Here is a 20,863-nt window from a genome sequence, read left to right on the forward strand (position 1 = left end):
GCCGCGTCACGGGCGCGCCGTCCCTGCTAGATCGGTGCGCTCAGCCGGTTCCCTGCCGCCGGAACTCTCGGTAGTCTGCACAGCCATGCCCGCCCCGGTTGCGCCCGCCGAGAAGCGCCCTTCCGCACTGCTGACCGTCCTGTTCTGGATCGGTGTGGGGCTTGCGCCCATGGCGGCGCTGATCCTCCTCGTGTCCGACGGCAACGGTCCGCTGCGCTTCGGCGCCGTGCTGGCCATCCTGGCCGTCGTGCTGATCGGCCTCTCCATCGCGCTGCGCGCCGAGAGCGGCGAGTCGGCGGGCTCCGAGCACCTGCTCGACGAGATCGAGCAGCTGCGCCGGGAGTTGCGCGGCGAGATCGTGGCCGCCGCGCAGCGCGGCAACCACGCACTCGACCAGGCCCAGCGCGCCCAGGAGTCGGTCACCGCGCTGCGGCGCCGACTGGACACCGCGGCGGCCGGCATCGCCGCCGCCGCGGGCATCACCGCCCCGGCCGCGGACGAGCAGGCCGGTGGCCGCGCCCGGGTGCCGGCCGTCGAGACGTACGGCGAGGCGCCGGGCCGGGGCCGCTACGCCGCCCAGGACGCGGCCTCGACGAGCTGGGGACAGCCCGCCGCCGACCGCCGGGACGAGGACGAGGCGACCCGCCGCCCCCAGCCCGTTGGCCGGTACGCCGCCGAGCGCCCCGCCGGCTACGGCGCCGAGCGCCCCGCCGGGTACGCCGCCGAACGCCCCGCCGGCTACGGCGCCGAACGCCCCGCGGCCTACGGCGCTGAGCGCCCCCAGCCCGGCGTGTACGGCGCCGCGCGCGCCGCCGAGCCGGACGCCCGCCCGGAGCCGGCCCCGCGCCAGGTCGGGGTGGTGCACCACACCGAGACCGTGCACGTCACCACCCGGCACACCATCGTGGACGGCGCCGACCCGGCGGCCGGCAACCGCTACGGTGGCGGGTACGCCGGCCGGTGGTCCCCGGCTCCGGAGGAGCGGGCCTGGGGCGGCGCGGAGTCGGAGGAGCGCTCGTGGGCCGGTCACCGGGAGCAGGAGGACGACCGGGGCTGGTCGGCCGACGACCGGTACCGGGCCGGCCAGCCGGGTGCCCGCGACGACCGGGCCTGGTCCGGTCCGGGAGCCGACCGGGACGATCGGCCGTGGTCGGGTGACCCGGCCGACGACCACCGCTGGGCCGGCGCGGCCCAGGATGACCATGCGGGTGCCGGCGCGCCGCGCGACGACCGGGGCTGGCCGGCCGGGCAGGGTGGGCCCCGGGACGACCGGTCCTGGGCCGGTCAGGGCGGCGCGGGTGACGACCGGTCCTGGGCGTCGTCGGAGCAACCCGGCCGGGCCGCCGTCGCGGCGTCGGACGACCCGGACGGCGACTACTGGTCGGAGTTGCGCGCCGGGGACCGGTGGGCCTCGGTCCGCGACGACGAGCACGGCCAGGAGGTGCGGGTCGGTGAGCGGCGAGCGGCGGTGCACGCCGACGGCGCCGGCACCGAGTTCCGGGTCGAGGACCGCTGGGCGTCGGTACGCCGTGGTGAGCCGCGCCGCGACCAGGACCGGGACGCCGAGGCCGGCTGGGGTGGCGGTTGGGCCGAGGAGAGTCGTCCGGCGCTCCCGGTCGGCGGGATGCCCGTACCCGAGGAGTGGCGTCCCCCGACGCAGCGCACCGCGCAGTCGGCGGGCGAGTGGCGGGCGGCCGAGCCCGAGCCGGTCCGGTACGGCCGGCCGCGCGGCGAGCAGCGGTACGGCTACCCGCCGCAGGACGACGTGCCGCGCGCCGGTGGGGCGCGGTCCGCCGACCGCTGGCGCTGACCGCCCGTCGAGGCGGAGCCCGCAACGGTCGAGCCGGACCGGCTACTTGTCGATGTCGCCGACCACGAAGAACATCGAGCCGAGGATGGCGATCAGGTCCGGCACCAGGCAGCCGGGGAGCAGCGTGGCCAGCGCCTGCACGTTGGCGTACGAGGCGGTGCGCAGCTTGAGCCGCCACGGGGTCTTCTCGCCCCGGGACACCAGGTAGTAGCCGTTGATGCCGAGCGGGTTCTCGGTCCAGGCGTAGGTGTGCCCCTCGGGCGCCTTGACCACCTTGGGCAGCCGGGTGTTCACCGGCCCGGTGAGCCGGTCGACCCGGTCCAGGCACTGTTCGGCGAGGTCGAGCGAGACGTACACCTGGTCGAGCAGCACCTCGAAGCGGGCGTGGCAGTCCCCGGCGGTCTTGGCGACCACGGGCACGTCGAGCTGGTCGTACGCCAGGTAGGGCTCATCGCGGCGCAGGTCCAGGTCGAGTCCGGAGGCCCGGGCGACCGGCCCGGACGCGCCGAACGCGGCGGCGTCGGCGGCGGAGAGCACCCCCACCCCGACGGTGCGGGCCAGGAAGATCTCGTTGCGCCGGATGAGGTGGTCGAGGTCGGGCAGCCGCCGGCGCACCTCGCCGATCGCGGCGCGGGCCCGCCCGGTCCAGCCCGCCGGCACCTCCTCCTTGAGGCCGCCGACCCGGTTGAACATGTAGTGGATCCGGCCGCCGGAAACCTCCTCCATCACCGCCTGGATGGTCTCCCGCTCGCGGAACGCGTAGAAGACCGGGGTGATCGCGCCGATCTCCAGCGGGTACGAGCCGAGGAACATCAGGTGGTTGAGCACCCGGTTCAGTTCGGCGAGCGCCATCCGCAGCCAGGTGGCCCGCTCCGGCACCTCCATGCCCATCAGCCGTTCGACGGCGAGCACCACACCCAGCTCGTTGGAGAACGCCGACAGCCAGTCGTGCCGGTTGGCCAGCACGATGATCTGCCGGTAGTCGCGGACCTCGAAGAGCTTCTCCGCGCCTCGGTGCATGTAGCCGACGATCGGTTCGGCGGAGACCACCCGCTCGCCGTCGAGCACCAGCTTCAACCGGAGCACACCGTGCGTGGACGGGTGCTGCGGCCCGATGTTGAGCACCATGTCGGTGCCGAGCTGCTCGCCGCCCGCGCCGGTGCCGACGGTCAGTTCGCGGAGATCGCTCGTGGTCATGCCGGTCATCGTGTCATGAGAGGCGGGGGTCGATAACAGTCCCCGCCCAAGCCAGAGGCCCTGCCGGTGGTCCCGGCAGGGCCTCTGGCTTGGGGTGTTGTTGGGGTCCGGGCTGCTCAGCCGGTCTTGCGCTGCCACGGGGTGAGGGCGGCGGCAGGTCGGGGTCGCAGCACACGACGTACTGACGGGCAGAGACTCCGGCCCCACCCCACACTGCTCCGGGGTGGGGCCGGTCCGTACTGCGGCGGGGTCGTCGTGGGTCTCCCGTGGCTCTCGGCGACCTCGCGGCGCTCCGCCGGGGGTCAGGGCGGGGTGGAGGCCCGGGAGGCGGAGGAGGGCTTCCGGGGCGCGTCGGGTTGGTTAGTCGGCTTCGTCGCCGTCGGTGACCCGGGGCGGGCGGTGCTCGGCGATCCACGCCTCAACGTCGGCGCGCAGCCAGACCGTTGTGCCGTGCAGGCGTTGGAACGGCTCGGGGAAGGTCGGGTAGCGGACGAGCTGGCGCATCCGGGTGCGGCTCACGCCGAGCAGCTCTTGCAGCTCGTGCGGGCCGACCAGCGGACCCGGGACGTCACCCACACGGCGACCGTAGGCCGATCCGGCAGTGTCGAATTGGGTCTACCTACTTGCGCAGACCGTTCGAGTGGCCCAGAGTGATTCCGTGGTGGCCGTCTGGTGGAGGACCCGAACCCGGCGGGCGGTCGCCCACCTCACCGACCGGAGGGAACATCGGGTGGAGCAGGCGACCGAGTTGGAATGGCTGCGCGAGCGGGTCAAGGGGCTGGAGACCGCGCTCCAGTGCTCGCGGCGTGAGCTGCTGGACATGCGCTGCCGGATGGCGTTGATCGCCCGGGTGACCGAGGACCTCGACCGGGCGAAGCGCGCTCCCGAGGTGGCGTTCGGTGCGATCAACGCGGCGTTGTACTCGGAGACGCAGAACCTGCGGCAGGTCGGGCCGCGTCTGTCGCGGCGGCGGCCAGGGCGTGTGCTCTAGTTCCGGATGGCTCTTGCACCAGTCATCGCGCCGTGAATGCGTCCGGTTCGACGCTGACCGGTTGGCGCAGCCACCAGTGCCCGCCGAGCCCGGCCGGGTCGGTCAGCTCGGCCACCGTTGAGGCGGCGGCGAGCGCGCGAACGTACCCGGCGGGATCCTCTGCGGCCAGCCTCAGCGGCGGTCGCCCGCCGTCGGCCCCGAACGCCCGCAGCCCCTCCCGCTGCGAGATCAAGGAGTACGCACACCGGGCGACCCGCTCACCGGCGAAGGCGACCGAGTCCACGGCCACGTGCGCGGTGATGTCACACGATCCGTCCGGCACCGGCGGAACCTGCCGCCCGCCCCGGTAACCGGTGAGTGTCCCGTCCACCGGCCGCTCCTCCCGGAGGTGCCCGTAGTCGACGGCCAACGCCAGTCCCCGGTCGACGTGCTTGACGGCATCGGCCCAGGCTTCGTCCCGGGTCCGGCCGATCTCGGCCCGCGCACTGATTGCGGCGGGGGGTTCCGGACCGCCCGACCCGGTCGAGCCGGCTTCGCCCGTTGCGGTCGGCCACCACCTGGCCAGCCAGTCCCCGTCGGCGAGGCTTACCCGGTCGCCGACCGACTCCTCGCCGGTGGCCGGGTCCACCAGCAGGTAGCGCCAGCCGTCCCTGGTCCGGACGGCGACGTCCAGCGGGACGTTGTCGAGCCACTCGGTGGCGATCAGCATCCCGGTGATCCCGCTCGGGATCTGATCCGACCATTCGATCTCTTCTGGCAGGTCCTCGGGCTGGGCTGCCTGCTCGACGGCAGTGAGTCGAAGCCGGGCGGTGAGGGGCGGCTCCCCGGAAACCCCCACTGCGGACCCGGAAGCGGCCACGGCCGACAACGCCCGGAGGAGTTCACCCCGACCAGCCCCCACGTCCACGACATCCAGTCGAGCAGGGTGCCCGAGGGCCGCGTCGACCCTGGTGAGGAGGCGGAACAGGGCGGCGGCGAAGACCGGGGAGGCGTGCACGCTGGTGCGGAAGTGGGCGGCCGGCCCGGCCCCGGAGACGAAGAAGCCGCCGGGCCGGTAGAGCGCCCGGTCCATCGCCACCCGCCAGGGCAGCCGGTCCTCGAAGGTCACCCGCCGACCGTACGGGCTCGGTAGATCTCGACGCAGCCGTCCGACGCCCGGAACTCGGCGAGTTCGGGAGCCGGTCGGCCGGCGCGGGCTGTTACTGCTCGCACCGCGTCCGGGAACCCGTCGAGGTTTTCGTTCAGTTCCAGGAACTCCCCGGAGGAGTGGTTGACGTCCAGGTAGAGGAACCGTTGATCGTCTGGCGGGAGCACCAGGACGCACACCCCGACGTCAGTGATCTCCGCCCAGGCGTACCCGACGACGCCGTGGACGCCCTCGGTCCAGATGCCGTATCTGTCGACGAAGATCCGCTCTGTCACGGGCCGCAGAGTAGCCGCCGGGCGGCGCCCCGGAGTGACCGTTGAAACCCCTTTGCCACGCCCGGTGAAGGTTTTCACACATGCTTGTTTTCGTTCCGTAACCCCGGCGCATACTTGCGGTCGACCGGTACCCACACGTAGGACTGGATCGATTGCCATGAGCGCACCGCTGCGCCCGCGTACGGCCGCCCCGCAGGGGCCCGCCGTGTCGTCGGGTGGCGCCTCCGCCGGCGCCCCGCTGGTCTTTCCCCGCACCCTCACCGTCGGCGTGATCGGCGCCGGTCGGGTGGGTGCCGTGCTCGGCGCGGCCCTCGCCGCCGCCGGCCACCGGGTGGTCGCCGCCTCCGGCATCTCCGGCGCCGCGAAGGCCCGGATGGCGCTGCTGCTCCCGGAGACCCCGAACCGCTCCGCGACCTCCGTCGCCCGTGCCGCCACCGACCTGCTGATCGTGGCGGTGCCGGACGACGCCCTCGCGGGCGTGGTCGCCGGGCTGGCCGAGACCGGGACGCTGCGCCCCGGCCAGGTGGTCGCGCACACCTCCGGCGCGCACGGGCTGGCCGTCCTCGCCCAGGCCGCCGCCGTCGGCGCCCGGCCGCTCGCGCTGCACCCGGCGATGACCTTCACCGGTACGCCGGACGACCTGACCCGCCTGCCCGGCATCTCGTACGGGGTGACCGCCCCGGCGGAGCTGCGCCCGTTCGCCGCCCGGCTGGTGGCGGACCTCGGCGGCGTACCGGAGTGGGTGGCGGAGGCGGACCGGCCCCTGTACCACGCGGCCCTGGCGCACGGCGCGAACCACCTGGTCACCCTGGTCAACGAGGCGGCCGACCGGCTGCGCGACGCCGGGGTGGACCGGCCGGAGAAGGTGCTCGCCCCGCTGCTGCGGGCGGCGCTGGAGAACGCCCTGCGGCTCGGCGACGACGCGCTGACCGGCCCGGTGTCCCGGGGCGACGCGGGCACCGTACGCCGACACCTGGAGCGGCTGGCGGCGACCGCGCCGGAATCCGTGGCCCCCTACCTGGCGTTGGCCAGACGGACCGCGGATCGGGCCATCGCCGCGGGCCGGCTGCGCCCGGCGGACGCCGAGTCGCTGCTGGACGTGCTGAGCGGAACTCATCGGGGGGTGGCGGCATGACCGAGCTGGTGCACACGCGCAAGGAGCTGGCGGCGGCGCGGGACGGGCTGACCGGCACGGTCGGCGTGGTGATGACCATGGGCGCGCTGCACTCCGGGCACGAGACCCTGCTGCGGGCCGCCCGGGAGCGGGCCGACCACGTCATCGTCACGATCTTCGTGAATCCGCTCCAGTTCGGCCCGAACGAGGACTTCGACCGGTACCCGCGCACCCTCGACGCGGACCTGGAGATCTGCCGGCGGGCCGGCGCGGACGTGGTCTTCGCCCCCTCGGTGGCCGACATGTACCCGGACGGCGAGCCGAAGGTGCGGCTCAACCCGGGCCCGCTCGGCGAGGACCTGGAGGGGCTGAGCCGGCCCGGCTTCTTCCACGGCGTGCTGACCGTGGTCCTGAAGCTGCTCCAGCTCACCCGCCCCGACCTGGCCTTCTTCGGCGAGAAGGACTACCAGCAGCTGACCCTCGTGCGGCGGATGGTCCGGGACCTGGACGTGCCGGTCGAGATCGTCGGCGTGCCGACGGTGCGGGAGCCGGACGGCCTGGCCCTGTCCAGCCGGAACCGCTACCTGTCCGCGCCGGAGCGGGCGGCGGCGCTGAGCCTCTCGGCCGCCCTGCGCGCCGGGGTCGCCGCCGCCGAGCAGGGCGGGGATGCCGGCGCGGTGCTGGCCGCCGCCCACCGGGCCTTCGACTCCGGTACGCCGGGCGCCCGGCTTGACTACCTGGTGCTCACCGACGCCGACCTGGAGCCGGGGCCGGTGGCCGGTCCGGCGCGGCTGCTGGTCGCGGCCTGGGTCGGCGCCACCCGGCTGATCGACAACATGTCGATCCCGCTCGCCGCCCATTCCTGAACACCCACCACCACACCCCGCTGAAAGGCACCCGATGTTCCGGACCATGCTGAAGTCGAAGATCCACCGCGCCACGGTGACCCAGGCCGACCTGCACTACGTCGGCTCGGTGACGGTGGACGAGGATCTGCTCGACGCGGCCGACCTGATCCCCGGGGAGCAGGTGGCGATCGTGGACATCACCAACGGGGCCCGGCTGGAGACGTACGTCATCCCGGGTGAGCGGGGCAGCGGCGTGATCGGCATCAACGGTGCCGCCGCGCACCTGGTGCACCCCGGTGACCTGGTCATCCTCATCTCGTACGGCCAGATGGACGACGTCGAGGCCCGCGCCTACCGGCCCCGGGTGGTGCACGTGGACGCCGACAACAAGGTCGTCGACCTGACCGCGGACCCCACCACCGCCGCCCCCGGCACCGCCGGCGACCCCATCCCCAACCCCCTCGCCGCCGCCCGGGGCTGACCCCCGACAGATTGCGGTCTGTCACCGGAAGGTCATTTCTGGTTACCCTGATCGCGCCGTCGATGTGACGGTCGTCGGCTGGGGGAGGCCGCCATGCGCCGTGCGATGACGACGCTGGTCGCCGAGTTGGTCGCGGGAGGGCTGCTGGCCGGGCGCCTTCGCCGACTGCGACACCCGGGCCAGCGCGTACGTCGGTGACGACTGGCGGGCCGGGTGGCTGCGGCTGGCCGTGGCGGTGCCGTCGGCGCCCGGCTGGAGCGCCGGCTCCCGCTGGTACCGGTGCGACCTGGCCGAGCTGAGCACGGTCGAGGCGAAGGCCGAGGTGGTCAGCCGGACGGGCCGCCTGCGGGATGCGCTGAAGGGGGCGTCCGCGCTGCGGCTGGGCTGCCAGCGGACCGGGACCGCGGGCGGCGGAAGGGTGCGCACCCTGACCCCGGTGGGCTGCGGCACCAGCCACGACGCGGAGTTCGTCGGGGTCTGGAAGGCACCGGACCGCCCGTACCCGCGCGGTGTCCGCTGCTACCTGTGGCTCAGCGACCGTACGGTGACCGCCTCGCTCGCCGGTGCCGGGCCGGCCGGCCTGCCGGTCCGGACGAGGTAGCCGAAACCACTCGTCCCGCCCCCGCCGCCCGGGATGAGGGGCGTTCGGGTTGACTGTGCTCATGGACCTTCCGACCGTCGACCTGCCGGCCCTGCCCAGGCTGCTGGCCGCGCCCGCACCCGGCTGGGTGGAGACCACCGACGTGATCGTCGTCGGCTCCGGGGTCGCCGGCCTCACCGCCGCGCTGCACCTGCGCGAGGCGGGGCTGCACGTCACCGTGGTCACCAAGGTCAACATCGATGACGGCTCGACCCGCTGGGCGCAGGGCGGCATCGCCGCCGTGCTCGACCCGGCGGACACCCCGGCCGCCCACGCGTACGACACGGAGGTCGCCGGCGTCGGCCTCTGTGACCCGGCGGCGGTGCGGGTGCTGGTGGAGGAGGGGCCGACCCGGCTGCGGGAGCTGATGCGGATCGGCGCCGAGTTCGACCGGAACCCGGACGGCTCGCTGATGCTCACCCGGGAGGGCGGGCACCGGGCCGACCGGATCGTGCACGCCGGCGGCGACGCCACGGGCGCCGAGGTGCAGCGGGCGCTGCACGCGGCGGTCCGGCGGGACCCGTGGATCCGGCTGGTCGAGCACGCCCTGGTGCTGGACCTGCTCCGCGCCCCCGGCGACGGCCCGGACGGGCTCGGCCCGGCCTGCGGGATCACCCTGCACGTGCTGGGCGAGGGCAGCGAGGACGGCGTCGGTGCGCTGCTGGCCCGCGCGGTGGTGCTGGCCACCGGCGGCATGGGGCAGGTCTTCGCGGCCACCACCAACCCGGCGGTCTCCACCGGCGACGGGGTCGCCCTGGCCCTGCGGGCCGGCGCGGCGGTCACCGACGTGGAGTTCGTCCAGTTCCACCCGACCGCGCTGATCACCCCGGCCGGTGCGGGCGTGCCGGGTGCGACCCGGGCCCAGCAGCCGCTGGTCTCCGAGGCGTTGCGCGGCGAGGGCGCCCACCTGGTCGACGGCGACGGCAAGCGGTTCATGGTCGGGCAGCACGAGCTGGCCGAGCTGGCCCCCCGCGACGTGGTGGCCAAGGGCATCCACCGGGTGCTGCTGGCCACCGGCGCGGACCACGTCTACCTGGACGCCCGGCACCTGGGTGGGGACTTCCTCGCCGGGCGCTTCCCCACCATCGTCGCGTCCTGCCTGGCCATCGGCGTCGACCCGGCCACCGACCTGATCCCGGTCGCCCCGGCCGCCCACTACGCCTCCGGCGGGGTCCGCACCGACCTGCACGGCCGCACCTCCATCCCCGGCCTGTACGCCTGCGGCGAGGTCGCCTGCACTGGGGTGCACGGCGCGAACCGGCTGGCCAGCAACTCGCTGCTGGAGGGGCTGGTCTTCTCCCGCCGGATCGCCGAGGACATCGCCGCCGGCCTGCCCGAGCAGGCCCGTCCGGCGGAGACCGGCGCCTGGGTGGGCGGTGAGGGCTGGGTGGTGCCTGCCGAGGGCACGCCGGCGCTGCAACGGGCGATGACCCGGGGCGCGGGCGTGCTCCGCTCGGCGGAGACGCTCGTCGGGACGGCCGGCGCGCTGACCGAGCTGGGCGGGGGACGCGGTGTGCCGCGTACCGCCGACTGGGAGGCGACGAACCTGATCACGGTGGCGTCGACGCTGGTCGCCGCCGCGTACGCCCGCCGGGAGACCCGGGGGTGCCACTGGCGGGAGGACTTCCCGACGGCCGACGAGCGCTGGCTGGGCCACCTGGTCGCGGCCGTCGGTGGGCAGGGCCGGTTGACACAGCAGTGGGAGGGACCGAAATGAGGGAGTCGACGGAACGGGCGTTGCGGGCCGGTGGGCTGGACCCGGCGCGGGTACGGCGGGTGATCGTCGACGCGCTCGCCGAGGACCTGGGTCCGGACTTCCTCGACGTCACCAGCGTCGCCACCATCCCGGACGCGCAGAACGACACCGCCGACCTGGTCGCCCGCGCCGACGGCGTGGTGGCCGGGCTGGCGGTGGCCGCCGCCGTGTTCGAGCTGGTGGGCGAGGTGACCGGGGCGGACCGTACGGTCGAGGTGTCGCTGGTGGCTCACGACGGGCAGCGGGTGGCGCGCGGCGACGTGCTGGCGACGGTGACCGGCCCGACCCGGCTGCTGCTCACCGCCGAGCGGACGGCGCTGAACCTGCTCTGCCGGATGTCCGGGGTGGCCACCCACACCCGGGCCTGGGCGGACGCCCTTACCGGCACGAAGGCGATGGTGCTGGACACCCGGAAGACCACGCCGGGCCTGCGCGCCCTGGAGAAGTACGCGGTCCGCGCCGGCGGCGGCACCAACAAGCGGATGGGCCTGCACGACGTCGCGATGATCAAGGACAACCACAAGGTCGCGGCGGGCGGCATCGGCGCGGCCTACCGCCGGGTCCGGGAGACCTTCCCCGACGTGCCGGTCCAGGTGGAGGTGGACACCCTCGCGGAGGCGGTGGAGGCCGTCGAGGCGGGGGCCGGCTTCCTGCTGCTGGACAACATGACCCCGGCGCGGCTGCGCGAGGTGGTCGCCGCGGTGGGGGACCGGGCCGAGCTGGAGGCGACCGGCGGGCTGACCCTGCCGGTGGCCGCCGAGTACGGCGCGACCGGCGTGGACTTCATCTCGGTGGGCGCGCTGACCCACTCCTCGCCCATCCTGGACATCGCCCTGGACCTCCGGGAGGAGTGAGCGCGGCGTTCAGCGGCGTCTAGGCTGCGGTGCGTGCTGCTCTGCATCGACATCGGAAACACCAACACCGTGCTGGCGACCTTCGACGGCGACAGGCTGGTGCACTCCTGGCGGATCAAGACCGACGCCCGCTCGACGGCGGACGAGCTGGGTCTGATGTTCCGGGGGCTGCTGGCCGGTGACGCCGTGGAGATCACCGGGGTGGCCGCCTGCTCGACGGTGCCGGCCGCGCTGCGCTCGCTGCGGACCATGCTGGCCCGCTACTACGCCGACCTGCCCAGCGTGATCGTCGAGCCCGGGGTGCGGACCGGGGTGCAGCTCGCCATCGACAACCCCAAGGAGGTCGGCTCGGACCGGGTGGTCAACACCCTGGCCGCGTACACCATCTACGGCGGCCCGTCGATCGTGGTGGACTTCGGCACCACCACCAACTTCGACGTGATCAGCGGTCGGGGGGAGTTCCTCGGCGGCGCGTTCGCGCCGGGCATCGAGATCTCCTTCGACGCGCTCGCCGCCCGGGCGGCGCAGCTGCGCAAGGTGGAGGCCACCAAGCCCCGCTCGGTGATCGGCAAGAACACCGTGGAGTGCCTCCAGTCCGGCCTCTACTTCGGCTTCGCCGGCCAGGTGGACCGGATCGTCGAGCGGATGGTCGAGGAGTTGGGCGAGGTGAAGGCGGTCATCGCGACCGGCGGGCTGGCCTCGGTGGTGATCGGCGAGTGCCGCACCATCACCCACCACGAGCCGATGATCACGCTGATCGGCCTGCGGATGGTCTACGAGCGCAACACCTGAGGTGCAAGGAAGGGCCCCTTCTCAACGCCTCCGGTAGAGAAGGGTTCCCTTCTCACCCCGCGACCACGCGGGCTCAGCGCCGCCGGGCCCGGAAGACCAGCGTCCGGTACGGCAGCTCGACGCTCTCCCGCCCGGCCAGGTCCGGGTGGGTGGCGAAGAGTTCCCGCAGCTCCCGGTCAACCTTCTCCCGCTCCTCGGGCTCGGCGGTGAGCCAGTACGAGCGGGTGTGCAGCATGCCGACCACCTCGGCCGGCGTGAGTGTGGTCCGGTGGGTGAACTGGGCCAGCTCGACGGCGGCGAAGTCGGGACCGAAGTCGGTGACCTTCTCCACCAGGTTGCCGGCGTGGTCCCGCAGGTCGGCGATCCGCTCCAGCTCGGCGACCCAGGCCACGCCGCTGTCCCGGGTGTTCCAGATCGGGGCGAACGTCCCGCCCGCCCGGATCACCCGGCCGACCTCGGCATGGGCGCGCTCCTTGTCGAACCAGTGGTAGGCCTGACCCACCAGCACCGCGTCCACCGACCCGTCCGGCAGCGGCAGCTCCTCGGCGGTGCCGGGCAGCGCGGTGACGCCGGGCGTCACGGCGTCCAGCTGGGCGCGCATCCCCGGGTCGGGCTCCACCGGCGTCACCTCGTGGCCGAGGGCGAGCACGCCGCGGGTGAGGATGCCGGTGCCGGCGCCGAGGTCGACCACCCGGGCGGGCGCGGCCAGCCCGTCGAGCGCCCAGCGCAGCGCCTCCTGCGGATAGCGGGGTCGGAACCGGTCGTACTCGGCGGCGGCGGCGCCGAATGAGAGCGCCTGAGTGGGGTCGGTCATGGCGGGCAGGTTATCCGGTAACGGCCGCCTGGGGCCTTGAGTACGCTCGGGGCCTGACCCCGCCGATATCTCCTTTCCGAGGAAGCGTGCCGTGATCGAGCAGAACGCCGTGCCAGTCGACCCCGCCGACGACCTTCCCGAGCAGATGAAGGTCCGCCGGGAGAAGCGGGACCGGATGCTCGCCGAGGGCGTCGAGCCGTACCCGGTCGGATTCTCCCGCACCAGCACCCTGGCGGAGATCCGCGAGAAGTACGCCGACCTACCCATCGACACCGCCACCGGCGACAAGGTCTCGGTCACCGGCCGGGTGATCTTCGTACGGAACACCGGCAAGCTCTGCTTCGCCACCCTGCGGGACGGCGACGGCACCGAACTCCAGGCGATGCTGTCGCTGGACCGGGTCGGCGCGGAGCGGCTGGACGACTGGAAGCGCCTGGTCGACCTCGGTGACCACGTCGGCGTGACCGGTGAGGTGATCACCAGCCGGCGCGGCGAGCTGTCCGTGCTGGCCGACGAGTGGGCGGTCACCGCCAAGGCGCTGCGCCCGCTGCCGGTGGCACACAAGCCGCTGAGCGAGGAGGCCCGGGTCCGCCAGCGCTACGTGGACCTGATCGTCCGCCCGCAGGCGCGGCAGATGGTGCGTACCCGGGCGGCCGCGGTGCGCAGCCTCCGCGACTGTCTGCACGGGGAGGGCTTCATCGAGGTCGAGACCCCGATGCTCCAGTTGCTGCACGGTGGCGCGGCGGCCCGCCCATTCGTGACCCACAGCAATGCGCTGAGCACCGACCTGTATCTGAGAATCGCACCGGAACTGTTTCTCAAGCGCGCCGTGGTCGGCGGCGTCGACCGGGTCTTCGAGATCAACCGCAACTTCCGTAACGAGGGTGTCGACTCGTCGCACTCCCCGGAGTTCGCGATGCTCGAGGCGTACCAGGCGTACGGCGACTACGACACGATGGCGGAGTTGACCCGCAATCTGGTGCAGCGGGCGGCGATCGCGGTGAGCGGGTCGACCGTCGTGACCCACGGCGACGGCAGCGAGTTCGACCTGGGCGGCGAGTGGCGTTCGGTGACCCTGTTCGGGGTCCTTTCCGAGGCGCTCGGCGAGGAGGTCACCGTGCGCACCGAACGGTCCCGGCTGGTCGAGTACGCGGACAAGGTCGGGCTGGCCGTCGACCCGAAGTGGGGGCCGGGGAAGCTGGCCGAGGAGCTCTTCGAGGAACTGGTCGTACCGTCGTTGCAGGCGCCGACCTTCGTCCGGGACTACCCGGAGGAGACCAGCCCGCTGACCCGGGCGCACCGCAGCGAGCCGGGCCTGGCCGAGAAGTGGGACCTCTACGTCCTCGGCTTCGAGCTGGGCACCGCGTACTCGGAGCTGGTCGACCCGGTGGTGCAGCGGGAGCGGCTGGTGGCCCAGGCGCAGCTCGCCGCCCGCGGCGACGACGAGGCCATGCGACTGGATGAGGACTTTCTCCGGGCGATGGAGTACGGAATGCCGCCGGCCGGTGGTATGGGAATGGGAATCGACCGGCTCTTGATGGCGCTGACCGGCCTCGGAATTCGGGAAACCATCCTCTTCCCGTTGGTCCGCCCGGAGTAGGCGTCAACCTTCTCCGGGTCGTTACCGCATCCTATTGACGCGGCAAGCATCGCACGGGTTATTGTGCTCCTTGATTGTTGTAGGAGCACACCCTGCTCGAAAGGAATGTGGGACGTGGCCAAGCAGATCATTCACAAGCTGGTCGATGACCTGGACGGCGGGGACGCTGACGAGACCGTCAAGTTCGCGCTGGACGGCGTGCAGTACGAGATCGACCTCTCGACTTCGAACGCGGAGAAATTGCGCGACGTATTCGCGTCGTACGTGGCGGCGGGCACCAAGGTCGGCCGGGGCGGCGTCGTCGTCGGCGGGCGGGCCGCGCGCGGGCGGGGCGGCGCCACCGCCGACCGCGAGCAGAACAAGGCCATCCGCGCCTGGGCCAAGAAGTCCGGCAAGGACATCTCGGACCGGGGCCGGATCCCGCAGGAGATCGTCGACGAGTACCACTCGAAGGCGGGCCACTGAGCCGCTGCCCGTCACCGGGCGACACCGACGCCGGACCGGAGTGCCACTCCGGGCCGGCGTCGCCGTTTCCGCCCTTCCGCGCCGTCTGTCCGGCTCCGCTGGCCCGGGGAAGAATCCCGTCGGGGCGGGCGTTGTCCACAACCAGTGGAGAGTCCGTCCACAGCCTGTGGATGAGGGCTCCGGGGTGACCCGGGCCCGCCGGGACCACTTTCGTCCGTCCCGCACGGCTCCACGAATTTCGCTCTGCGCGTACAGGTAGGGGTACCGGAACACCTCCTGAGCGCGGACCGTTGTCAGAAACGACGCGTACACGGCATTCCACGGGGACACAGGACCTCAGCGGAGTCGGTCCGCGGCGATAGAGTAAGGAGGCACGGACGCCCGTCCCGGACGTCCGCGCACCGGCCCCGCCAAGATCTAGACCATCAAGGCGCACGGCACGTGAGGAGCACGAGGGCATGTTCGAGCGGTTCACCGACCGAGCGCGACGGGTTGTCGTCCTGGCCCAAGAAGAGGCCCGGATGCTCAACCACAACTACATCGGTACGGAGCACATCCTGCTGGGCCTGATCCACGAGGGTGAGGGCGTCGCGGCCAAGGCCCTGGAGAGCCTCGGCATCTCCCTGGAGGGCGTCCGCCAGCAGGTCGAGGAGATCATCGGCCAGGGCCAGCAGGCGCCGAGCGGGCACATCCCGTTCACGCCGCGGGCCAAGAAGGTGCTGGAGCTGTCCCTGCGCGAGGCGCTGCAGCTCGGCCACAACTACATCGGCACGGAGCACATCCTGCTCGGTCTGATCCGCGAGGGTGAGGGCGTCGCCGCCCAGGTGCTGGTCAAGCTCGGTGCGGACCTCAACCGGGTTCGCCAGCAGGTGATCCAGCTGCTCTCCGGCTACCAGGGCAAGGAGCCGGCCGCGGCGGGCGCCGCGCCGGGCGAGGCCGCGCCGTCGACCAGCCTCGTGCTGGACCAGTTCGGCCGCAACCTGACCCAGGCCGCCCGCGAGGGCAAGCTCGACCCGGTCATCGGGCGCGAGAAGGAAATCGAGCGGGTCATGCAGGTGCTCTCCCGCCGTACCAAGAACAACCCGGTCCTGATCGGTGAGCCCGGCGTCGGTAAGACCGCCGTGGTGGAGGGGCTGTCCCAGAAGATCATCAAGGGCGAGGTGCCCGAGACCCTCAAGGACAAGCAGCTCTACACGCTCGACCTCGGTGCCCTGGTTGCCGGTTCCCGCTACCGCGGTGACTTCGAGGAGCGCCTGAAGAAGGTGCTCAAGGAGATCCGCACCCGCGGCGACATCATCCTGTTCATCGACGAGATCCACACCCTGGTGGGTGCGGGTGCCGCCGAGGGCGCGATCGACGCGGCGAGCATCCTCAAGCCGATGCTGGCCCGTGGCGAGCTGCAGACCATCGGCGCGACCACCCTCGACGAGTACCGCAAGCACCTGGAGAAGGACGCCGCTCTCGAGCGCCGCTTCCAGCCGATCCAGGTGGGTGAGCCGTCGCTGGCCCACACCATCGAGATCCTCAAGGGCCTGCGTGACCGGTACGAGGCGCACCACCGGGTGAGCATCACCGACGCCGCGCTGGTCGCGGCGGCGACGCTCGCCGACCGGTACATCTCCGACCGCTTCCTGCCGGACAAGGCGATCGACCTGATCGACGAGGCCGGCGCCCGGATGCGCATCCGCCGGATGACCGCGCCGCCAGACCTGCGTGACTTCGACGAGCGGATCGCCCAGGTCCGCCGCGACAAGGAGTCCGCGATCGACGCGCAGGACTTCGAGCGGGCTGCCCAGCTCCGCGACAAGGAGAAGCAGCTCCTCGGCCAGAAGGCGCAGCGCGAGAAGGAGTGGAAGGCCGGTGACCTGGACGTCGTCAGCGAGGTCGACGACGAGCAGATCGCCGAGGTGCTCGGCAACTGGACCGGCATCCCGGTCTACAAGCTGACCGAGGAGGAGACCTCGCGCCTGCTGCGCATGGAGGACGAGCTGCACAAGCGCGTCATCGGCCAGGAGGACGCGGTCAAGGCGGTCTCGAAGGCGATCCGGCGTACCCGGGCCGGCCTGAAGGACCCGAAGCGCCCGTCCGGCTCGTTCATCTTCGCCGGCCCGTCCGGTGTCGGTAAGACCGAGCTGTCCAAGGCGCTCGCCGAGTTCCTCTTCGGCAGCGAGGACGCCCTCATCCAGCTGGACATGTCCGAGTTCCACGACCGGTACACGGTGTCCCGGCTGGTGGGTGCCCCTCCCGGCTACGTCGGCTACGACGAGGGCGGGCAGCTGACCGAGAAGGTGCGGCGTCGGCCGTTCTCGGTGGTCCTCTTCGACGAGATCGAGAAGGCCCACCCGGACGTGTTCAACACGCTGCTCCAGATCCTGGAGGACGGGCGGCTCACCGACGGTCAGGGTCGGATCGTGGACTTCAAGAACACGGTCATCATCCTGACCACCAACCTGGGCACCCGGGACGTCGCCAAGGCGGTCTCCCTGGGCTTCCAGGCGTCGGAGGACTCCGAGTCCAACTACGACCGGATGAAGCAGAAGGTCAACGACGAGCTCAAGCAGCACTTCCGGCCTGAGTTCCTGAACCGGATCGACGACACCATCGTCTTCCACCAGCTGCGTCAGAGCGAGATCCTCTCGATCGTGGACATCATGATCCAGCGGATCGAGACCCAGCTGCGCAACAAGGACATGGGCCTGGAGCTGACCGACAACGCCAAGAAGTACCTGGCGAAGAAGGGCTTCGACCCGGTGCTGGGCGCACGGCCGCTGCGTCGCACGATCCAGCGCGACATCGAGGACAACCTCTCCGAGCGGATCCTCTTCAACGAGCTGACCCCGGGTCAGATCGTGGTGGTGGACTGCGAGGGCGACCCGGAGAACATCGACAAGTCCAAGCTCGTTTTCAAGGGCGCGGACAAGCCGGTGGAGGTCCCGGACGCCGTCCCGGCCGATCTCGGTGGCGCCGCCACCGCGGGCGCGGACGAGTAAGCGACACCATCTGAAAAGGGCGACGGCCCCGGTAGGCGAAAGCCACCGGGGCCGTCGCCCTTTTCCAGCCCCGGACGGGGGCGGGTGTCAGGGGGTGAGGGTGGGGGCGGCGAGGGCGGGGCCGTCGCCGGCCAGCCGGAAGGACGCCTCGCCGACCGGCTCGACCAGGCCGTCGGTGACCAGCCCGGCGAGCGCCCGGGAGCGCTGCACGTCGTCGGTCCAGACCTGATCCAGGCGCTGCCGCGGCACCGGTCCGGTGGCCTCCCGCAGCACCGCCATGAGCAGGCCGCGGACCTGCCGGTCGGTACCGGCGTACCGCTGGGAGCGGCGGGTCGGGCCGGCGGGCGCGGCCTGGCCGGAGGCCCGCCAGGCGCAGATCGGCTCCACCGGGCACCCCGCGCAGCGTGGGGAGCGGGCGGTGCAGATCACCGCGCCGAGCTCCATGAACGCCGCGCTGGCCAGCGCCGCCGCGGCCGGCTCGCCGGGGAGCAGTTCCTCGGTGGCGACCAGATCGGCGGGGCGGGTGGCCGGTCCGGCGTCCGGCTCCCCGGCGATCGCCCGACACACCACCCGGCGGACGTTCGTGTCGACCACGGGGTGCCGCTGCCCGTACGCGAACGCGGCGACCGCCCGGGCCGTGTACGTCCCGACGCCGGGGAGCGCGAGCAGTTGGTCCAGCCGGTCCGGCACCTCGCCGCCGTGCCGTTCCACGATCGCCACCGCGCAGTCGCGCAGCCGTACCGCCCGGCGGGGGTAGCCGAGCCGTCCCCACATCCGGATCGCCTCGGCCGGCGTGTCCTCGGCCAGTGCGGCCGGCACCGGCCAGCGGGCCAGCCACGCCTCCCAGGCCGGCAGCACCCGCACCACCGGCGTCTGCTGGAGCATGACCTCGCTGACCAGGATGGCCCAGGCGCTGGTGCCGGGCTTGCGCCACGGCAGGTCGCGGGCGTTCTCCTGGTACCACCGGCTGACCAGGGCGGCGAAAGTGGGCTCAGACATCGCGCTGCCGATGATGTCACGGGCCGGATTCCCGCTGGATGGGCGGGCGGGCCGGGCGGCGGCGGCGGCCCCGGGCGGGCGGGGCAGAATGTCCGGATGAACGAGCTCGCGATCACCGTCATCGGCCGGGACCGGCCGGGCATCGTGGCCGACGTCGCCGAGGCGCTCGCCCGGCTCGGCGCGAACCTCACCGACTCCACGATGACCCGGTTGCGGGGACACTTCGCGATGACGCTGATCTGCGTGGGCCCGGCCGCCGCCGACGTCGAGGCCGCGTTGGCCCCGCTCGCCGCCGAGGGCCAGCTGCTGGCCACCGTACGGGCGGTCACCCCCGACGGCGAGACGGCACCGGCCGGTGAGCCGTACGTGCTGGCGGTGCACGGCGCCGACCGGATGGGCATCGTCGCGGCGATGACCCGGGTACTGGCGGACGCCGGTGGCAACGTCACCGACCTGAGCACCCGGCTGACCGGTTCCCTCTACGTGGTGGTCGCCGAGGTGGAGTTGCCCCCGGGCAGCTCCGACGAGGTGGCCGGCCGGCTCGCGCGTACCGCCGCCGAGCTGGGCGTCGGGGTCAGCCTCCGCCCGGCGGACACGGACCTGCTGTGACCGCGGAGTACGTCGGCCTCGACGGCTGGACCCCCGAGGCGCTCACCGTCCCGGGCGAGGTACGCCCGGTGGTCTCCGCCCCCGACCCGGTGCTGAGCCGGCCGGGGCCGGAGGTGGACCCCACCTCGGACGAGGTGGTCCGCCTCGCCGCCGACCTGGTCGCCACCATGCGCGTCTCGCCGGGCTGCGTCGGCCTCGCCGCGCCGCAGGTCGGGGTGAGCGCGCAGGTGTTCGCGGTGGACGTCACCGGCCATCCGAAGGCGGTGACCGTGCACGGGACCTTCGTGCTGTGCAACGCCAGGGTGGTGGAGGCCAGCCGGTGGAAGGCCGGCCGGGAGGGCTGCATGTCGGTGCCGGACCTGACCGGTGACGTGAAGCGGGCCAGCCGGCTGGTGGTCGACGCCGTCCTGCCCGGCACGGGCCGACCGGTCCGGCTGGTCACCGACGGCTTCGAGTCGCGGGCGCTCCAGCACGAGATCGACCACTGCGCCGGCCTGCTCTTCCTCGACCGGGTGGCCGGCGCGCACGCCATCTACCAGCGCAAAACCTACCTTTGACACCCATCGGAGCGTCGTGGCGTCACGACGTCCTCCGCCGGCTCGTCCGTGGCGCTGCGCGCGCGTGCCGGGGCGCTCGGTGACCGGCCGGCCTCGGTCCGGCTGTCGACTGTGGAGCGTCGGTCGCGTGCCCGTGCCCGCCCCGGCGCGTCGCACCCCCACCCCGTGCGGTACGCCGCTACGGTGAACCATCATGCGTCTGACGGTCGGCCCCCTGCCACCCGCCATTTACTGGCGGCGTCGCGCCGTCGTACTCGGAGCGGGGCTTCTCTTCCTGATTGTCCTGCTCTACTCCTGCAACGGCCCGCGCAACACCAGCGCGACCCCGGCGTCGACGTCCTCACCGACGGGCGCCGCCCCGTCCGGGGCCGCGGAGTCGTCCGGACCGGTGCTGACCCCGCAGTCGAGCGATCCGTCCGCCGCACCGGACGATTCCGGTGGCGGCTCGGAGGGTGGGCCGGCGGGTGGCGGCACCGCGACGACGGACGCCCCGGCCGGGCCGGCGGCCCCGGTGGTCGACGACGGCACTTGCACGGACGCGGAGATCCTGGTGACCCCGGTGGCCCTGCCGGCGACCGCGCAGCGGGGCACCGTGGTGAACCTCCAGCTGAAGATCAAGAACAAGTCCCAGCGCACCTGCAGCCGGGACGTCGGGGCGGACCTCCAGGAGTTGTTCATCAAGTCCGGCGCGGAGAAGGTGTGGTCCTCGGACACCTGCGGCACCGGCAAGGGTTCCGACGTGCAGTCGTTCACGCCCGGGTTCGAGCGCCTCTACGAGCTGGGTTGGAACGGGCGCGACACCAGCCGCTGCAACGCCGGGCTGGCCGCCGGCCCGTACGCGCCGATCGGGACGTACCAGGTGTTCGCCCGGGTGGGCACGAAGCTCAGCCAGCCGGTGAAGCTGACCATCACCGGCTGAGCGGC

20 protein-coding genes and 1 pseudogene are annotated in these 20,863 nt (G+C 72.9%); 15 read left to right on the plus strand and 6 right to left on the minus strand.

Annotated elements, in window-relative coordinates; genetic code table 11:
- Window positions 1–85 precede the first annotated feature (85 nt).
- A complete protein-coding gene (locus OG799_RS30600; RefSeq protein WP_406040040.1) occupies window positions 86–1,810 on the plus strand; it encodes a hypothetical protein in 1,725 nt (574 codons plus the stop codon).
- A 42-nt stretch (window positions 1,811–1,852) separates the two neighbouring features.
- Here OG799_RS30600 and OG799_RS30605 read toward each other — a convergent pair whose 3' ends face one another.
- Window positions 1,853–3,016, minus strand: a complete 1,164-nt coding sequence (locus OG799_RS30605; RefSeq protein WP_406040042.1) for an NADH-quinone oxidoreductase subunit D — start codon at window positions 3,014–3,016, stop codon at window positions 1,853–1,855.
- 351 nt (window positions 3,017–3,367) lie between these two features.
- Window positions 3,368–3,583, minus strand: coding sequence for a helix-turn-helix transcriptional regulator (locus OG799_RS30610; RefSeq protein ID WP_406040044.1), 216 nt, complete (start codon window positions 3,581–3,583; stop codon window positions 3,368–3,370).
- Window positions 3,584–3,737: 154 nt separating this feature from the next.
- Between OG799_RS30610 and OG799_RS30615 the strand changes: the two genes are divergently transcribed.
- The gene (locus tag OG799_RS30615; RefSeq protein ID WP_406040046.1) at window positions 3,738–3,998 is read left to right on the plus strand and encodes a hypothetical protein; all 261 of its coding nucleotides are present in this window, start codon (window positions 3,738–3,740) and stop codon (window positions 3,996–3,998) included.
- A gap of 22 nt (window positions 3,999–4,020) precedes the next feature.
- Here the strand turns inward: OG799_RS30615 and OG799_RS30620 are convergent, their stop codons facing one another.
- Both OG799_RS30620 and OG799_RS30625 read right to left on the minus strand, forming a co-directional pair.
- Window positions 4,021–5,070 carry an SAM-dependent methyltransferase gene (locus tag OG799_RS30620; RefSeq protein WP_406046456.1) on the minus strand — a complete coding sequence of 350 codons (1,050 nt, stop codon included), beginning with the start codon at window positions 5,068–5,070 and terminating at the stop codon, window positions 4,021–4,023.
- 32 nt (window positions 5,071–5,102) lie between these two features.
- A complete protein-coding gene (locus OG799_RS30625; RefSeq protein ID WP_406040048.1) occupies window positions 5,103–5,420 on the minus strand; it encodes a hypothetical protein in 318 nt (105 codons plus the stop codon).
- 157 nt (window positions 5,421–5,577) lie between these two features.
- Between OG799_RS30625 and OG799_RS30630 the strand changes: the two genes are divergently transcribed.
- The 7 genes and pseudogenes from OG799_RS30630 (at window position 5,578) to OG799_RS30660 (ending at window position 11,905) form a co-directional block, all read left to right on the plus strand.
- Window positions 5,578–6,555: a Rossmann-like and DUF2520 domain-containing protein gene (locus OG799_RS30630; RefSeq protein ID WP_406040050.1), complete on the plus strand. Its 978-nt coding sequence runs from the start codon at window positions 5,578–5,580 to the stop codon at window positions 6,553–6,555.
- The gene (gene panC, locus OG799_RS30635) at window positions 6,552–7,400 is read left to right on the plus strand and encodes a pantoate--beta-alanine ligase (RefSeq protein WP_406040052.1); all 849 of its coding nucleotides are present in this window, start codon (window positions 6,552–6,554) and stop codon (window positions 7,398–7,400) included. Before OG799_RS30630 ends, panC begins: the two co-directional genes overlap by 4 nt.
- Before the next feature lie 34 nt (window positions 7,401–7,434).
- Window positions 7,435–7,863, plus strand: coding sequence for an aspartate 1-decarboxylase (gene panD / locus OG799_RS30640; protein WP_406040054.1), 429 nt, complete (start codon window positions 7,435–7,437; stop codon window positions 7,861–7,863).
- A gap of 151 nt (window positions 7,864–8,014) precedes the next feature.
- Window positions 8,015–8,464, plus strand: a pseudogene (locus tag OG799_RS30645) (septum formation family protein); the annotation flags it as partial.
- Window positions 8,465–8,525: 61 nt separating this feature from the next.
- Complete coding sequence (locus OG799_RS30650; protein ID WP_406040056.1) at window positions 8,526–10,220, plus strand: L-aspartate oxidase; 1,695 nt, start codon at window positions 8,526–8,528, stop codon at window positions 10,218–10,220.
- Window positions 10,217–11,113: a carboxylating nicotinate-nucleotide diphosphorylase gene (gene nadC, locus OG799_RS30655; protein WP_406040058.1), complete on the plus strand. Its 897-nt coding sequence runs from the start codon at window positions 10,217–10,219 to the stop codon at window positions 11,111–11,113. Before OG799_RS30650 ends, nadC begins: the two co-directional genes overlap by 4 nt.
- A 33-nt stretch (window positions 11,114–11,146) precedes the next feature.
- Window positions 11,147–11,905 carry a type III pantothenate kinase gene (locus tag OG799_RS30660; protein WP_406040060.1) on the plus strand — a complete coding sequence of 253 codons (759 nt, stop codon included), beginning with the start codon at window positions 11,147–11,149 and terminating at the stop codon, window positions 11,903–11,905.
- A gap of 73 nt (window positions 11,906–11,978) precedes the next feature.
- Here the strand turns inward: OG799_RS30660 and OG799_RS30665 are convergent, their stop codons facing one another.
- Window positions 11,979–12,719: a class I SAM-dependent methyltransferase gene (locus OG799_RS30665; RefSeq protein ID WP_406040062.1), complete on the minus strand. Its 741-nt coding sequence runs from the start codon at window positions 12,717–12,719 to the stop codon at window positions 11,979–11,981.
- A gap of 91 nt (window positions 12,720–12,810) precedes the next feature.
- Here OG799_RS30665 and lysS point away from each other — a divergent pair, with 91 nt between their 5' ends.
- The 3 genes from lysS to OG799_RS30680 all read left to right on the plus strand — a co-directional run bounded on the left by lysS (window position 12,811) and on the right by OG799_RS30680 (window position 17,774).
- A complete protein-coding gene (gene lysS, locus OG799_RS30670) occupies window positions 12,811–14,319 on the plus strand; it encodes a lysine--tRNA ligase (RefSeq protein WP_406040064.1) in 1,509 nt (502 codons plus the stop codon).
- A gap of 114 nt (window positions 14,320–14,433) precedes the next feature.
- A complete protein-coding gene (locus OG799_RS30675) occupies window positions 14,434–14,784 on the plus strand; it encodes an Lsr2 family protein (RefSeq protein ID WP_406040066.1) in 351 nt (116 codons plus the stop codon).
- Between the two features lie 458 nt (window positions 14,785–15,242).
- Complete coding sequence (locus OG799_RS30680; RefSeq protein ID WP_406040068.1) at window positions 15,243–17,774, plus strand: ATP-dependent Clp protease ATP-binding subunit; 2,532 nt, start codon at window positions 15,243–15,245, stop codon at window positions 17,772–17,774.
- Between the two features lie 87 nt (window positions 17,775–17,861).
- Here OG799_RS30680 and OG799_RS30685 read toward each other — a convergent pair whose 3' ends face one another.
- Window positions 17,862–18,773, minus strand: a complete 912-nt coding sequence (locus tag OG799_RS30685) for an A/G-specific adenine glycosylase (protein ID WP_406040070.1) — start codon at window positions 18,771–18,773, stop codon at window positions 17,862–17,864.
- A 96-nt stretch (window positions 18,774–18,869) separates the two neighbouring features.
- On the opposite strand from OG799_RS30685, the gene OG799_RS30690 reads away from it, so the two are divergent.
- The 3 genes from OG799_RS30690 to OG799_RS30700 all read left to right on the plus strand — a co-directional run bounded on the left by OG799_RS30690 (window position 18,870) and on the right by OG799_RS30700 (window position 20,858).
- Window positions 18,870–19,382, plus strand: a complete 513-nt coding sequence (locus OG799_RS30690) for a glycine cleavage system protein R (RefSeq protein WP_406040072.1) — start codon at window positions 18,870–18,872, stop codon at window positions 19,380–19,382.
- Complete coding sequence (locus OG799_RS30695; protein WP_406040074.1) at window positions 19,379–19,939, plus strand: peptide deformylase; 561 nt, start codon at window positions 19,379–19,381, stop codon at window positions 19,937–19,939. The genes OG799_RS30690 and OG799_RS30695 overlap by 4 nt, the downstream gene beginning before the upstream one ends.
- A 193-nt stretch (window positions 19,940–20,132) precedes the next feature.
- Entirely contained in the window at window positions 20,133–20,858 is a 726-nt protein-coding gene (locus OG799_RS30700) for a hypothetical protein (RefSeq protein WP_406040076.1), read from the plus strand.
- Window positions 20,859–20,863: the final 5 nt, after the last annotated feature.

This window comes from Micromonospora sp. NBC_00898, assembly GCF_045207895.1.
Lineage (GTDB): Bacteria > Actinomycetota > Actinomycetes > Mycobacteriales > Micromonosporaceae > Micromonospora.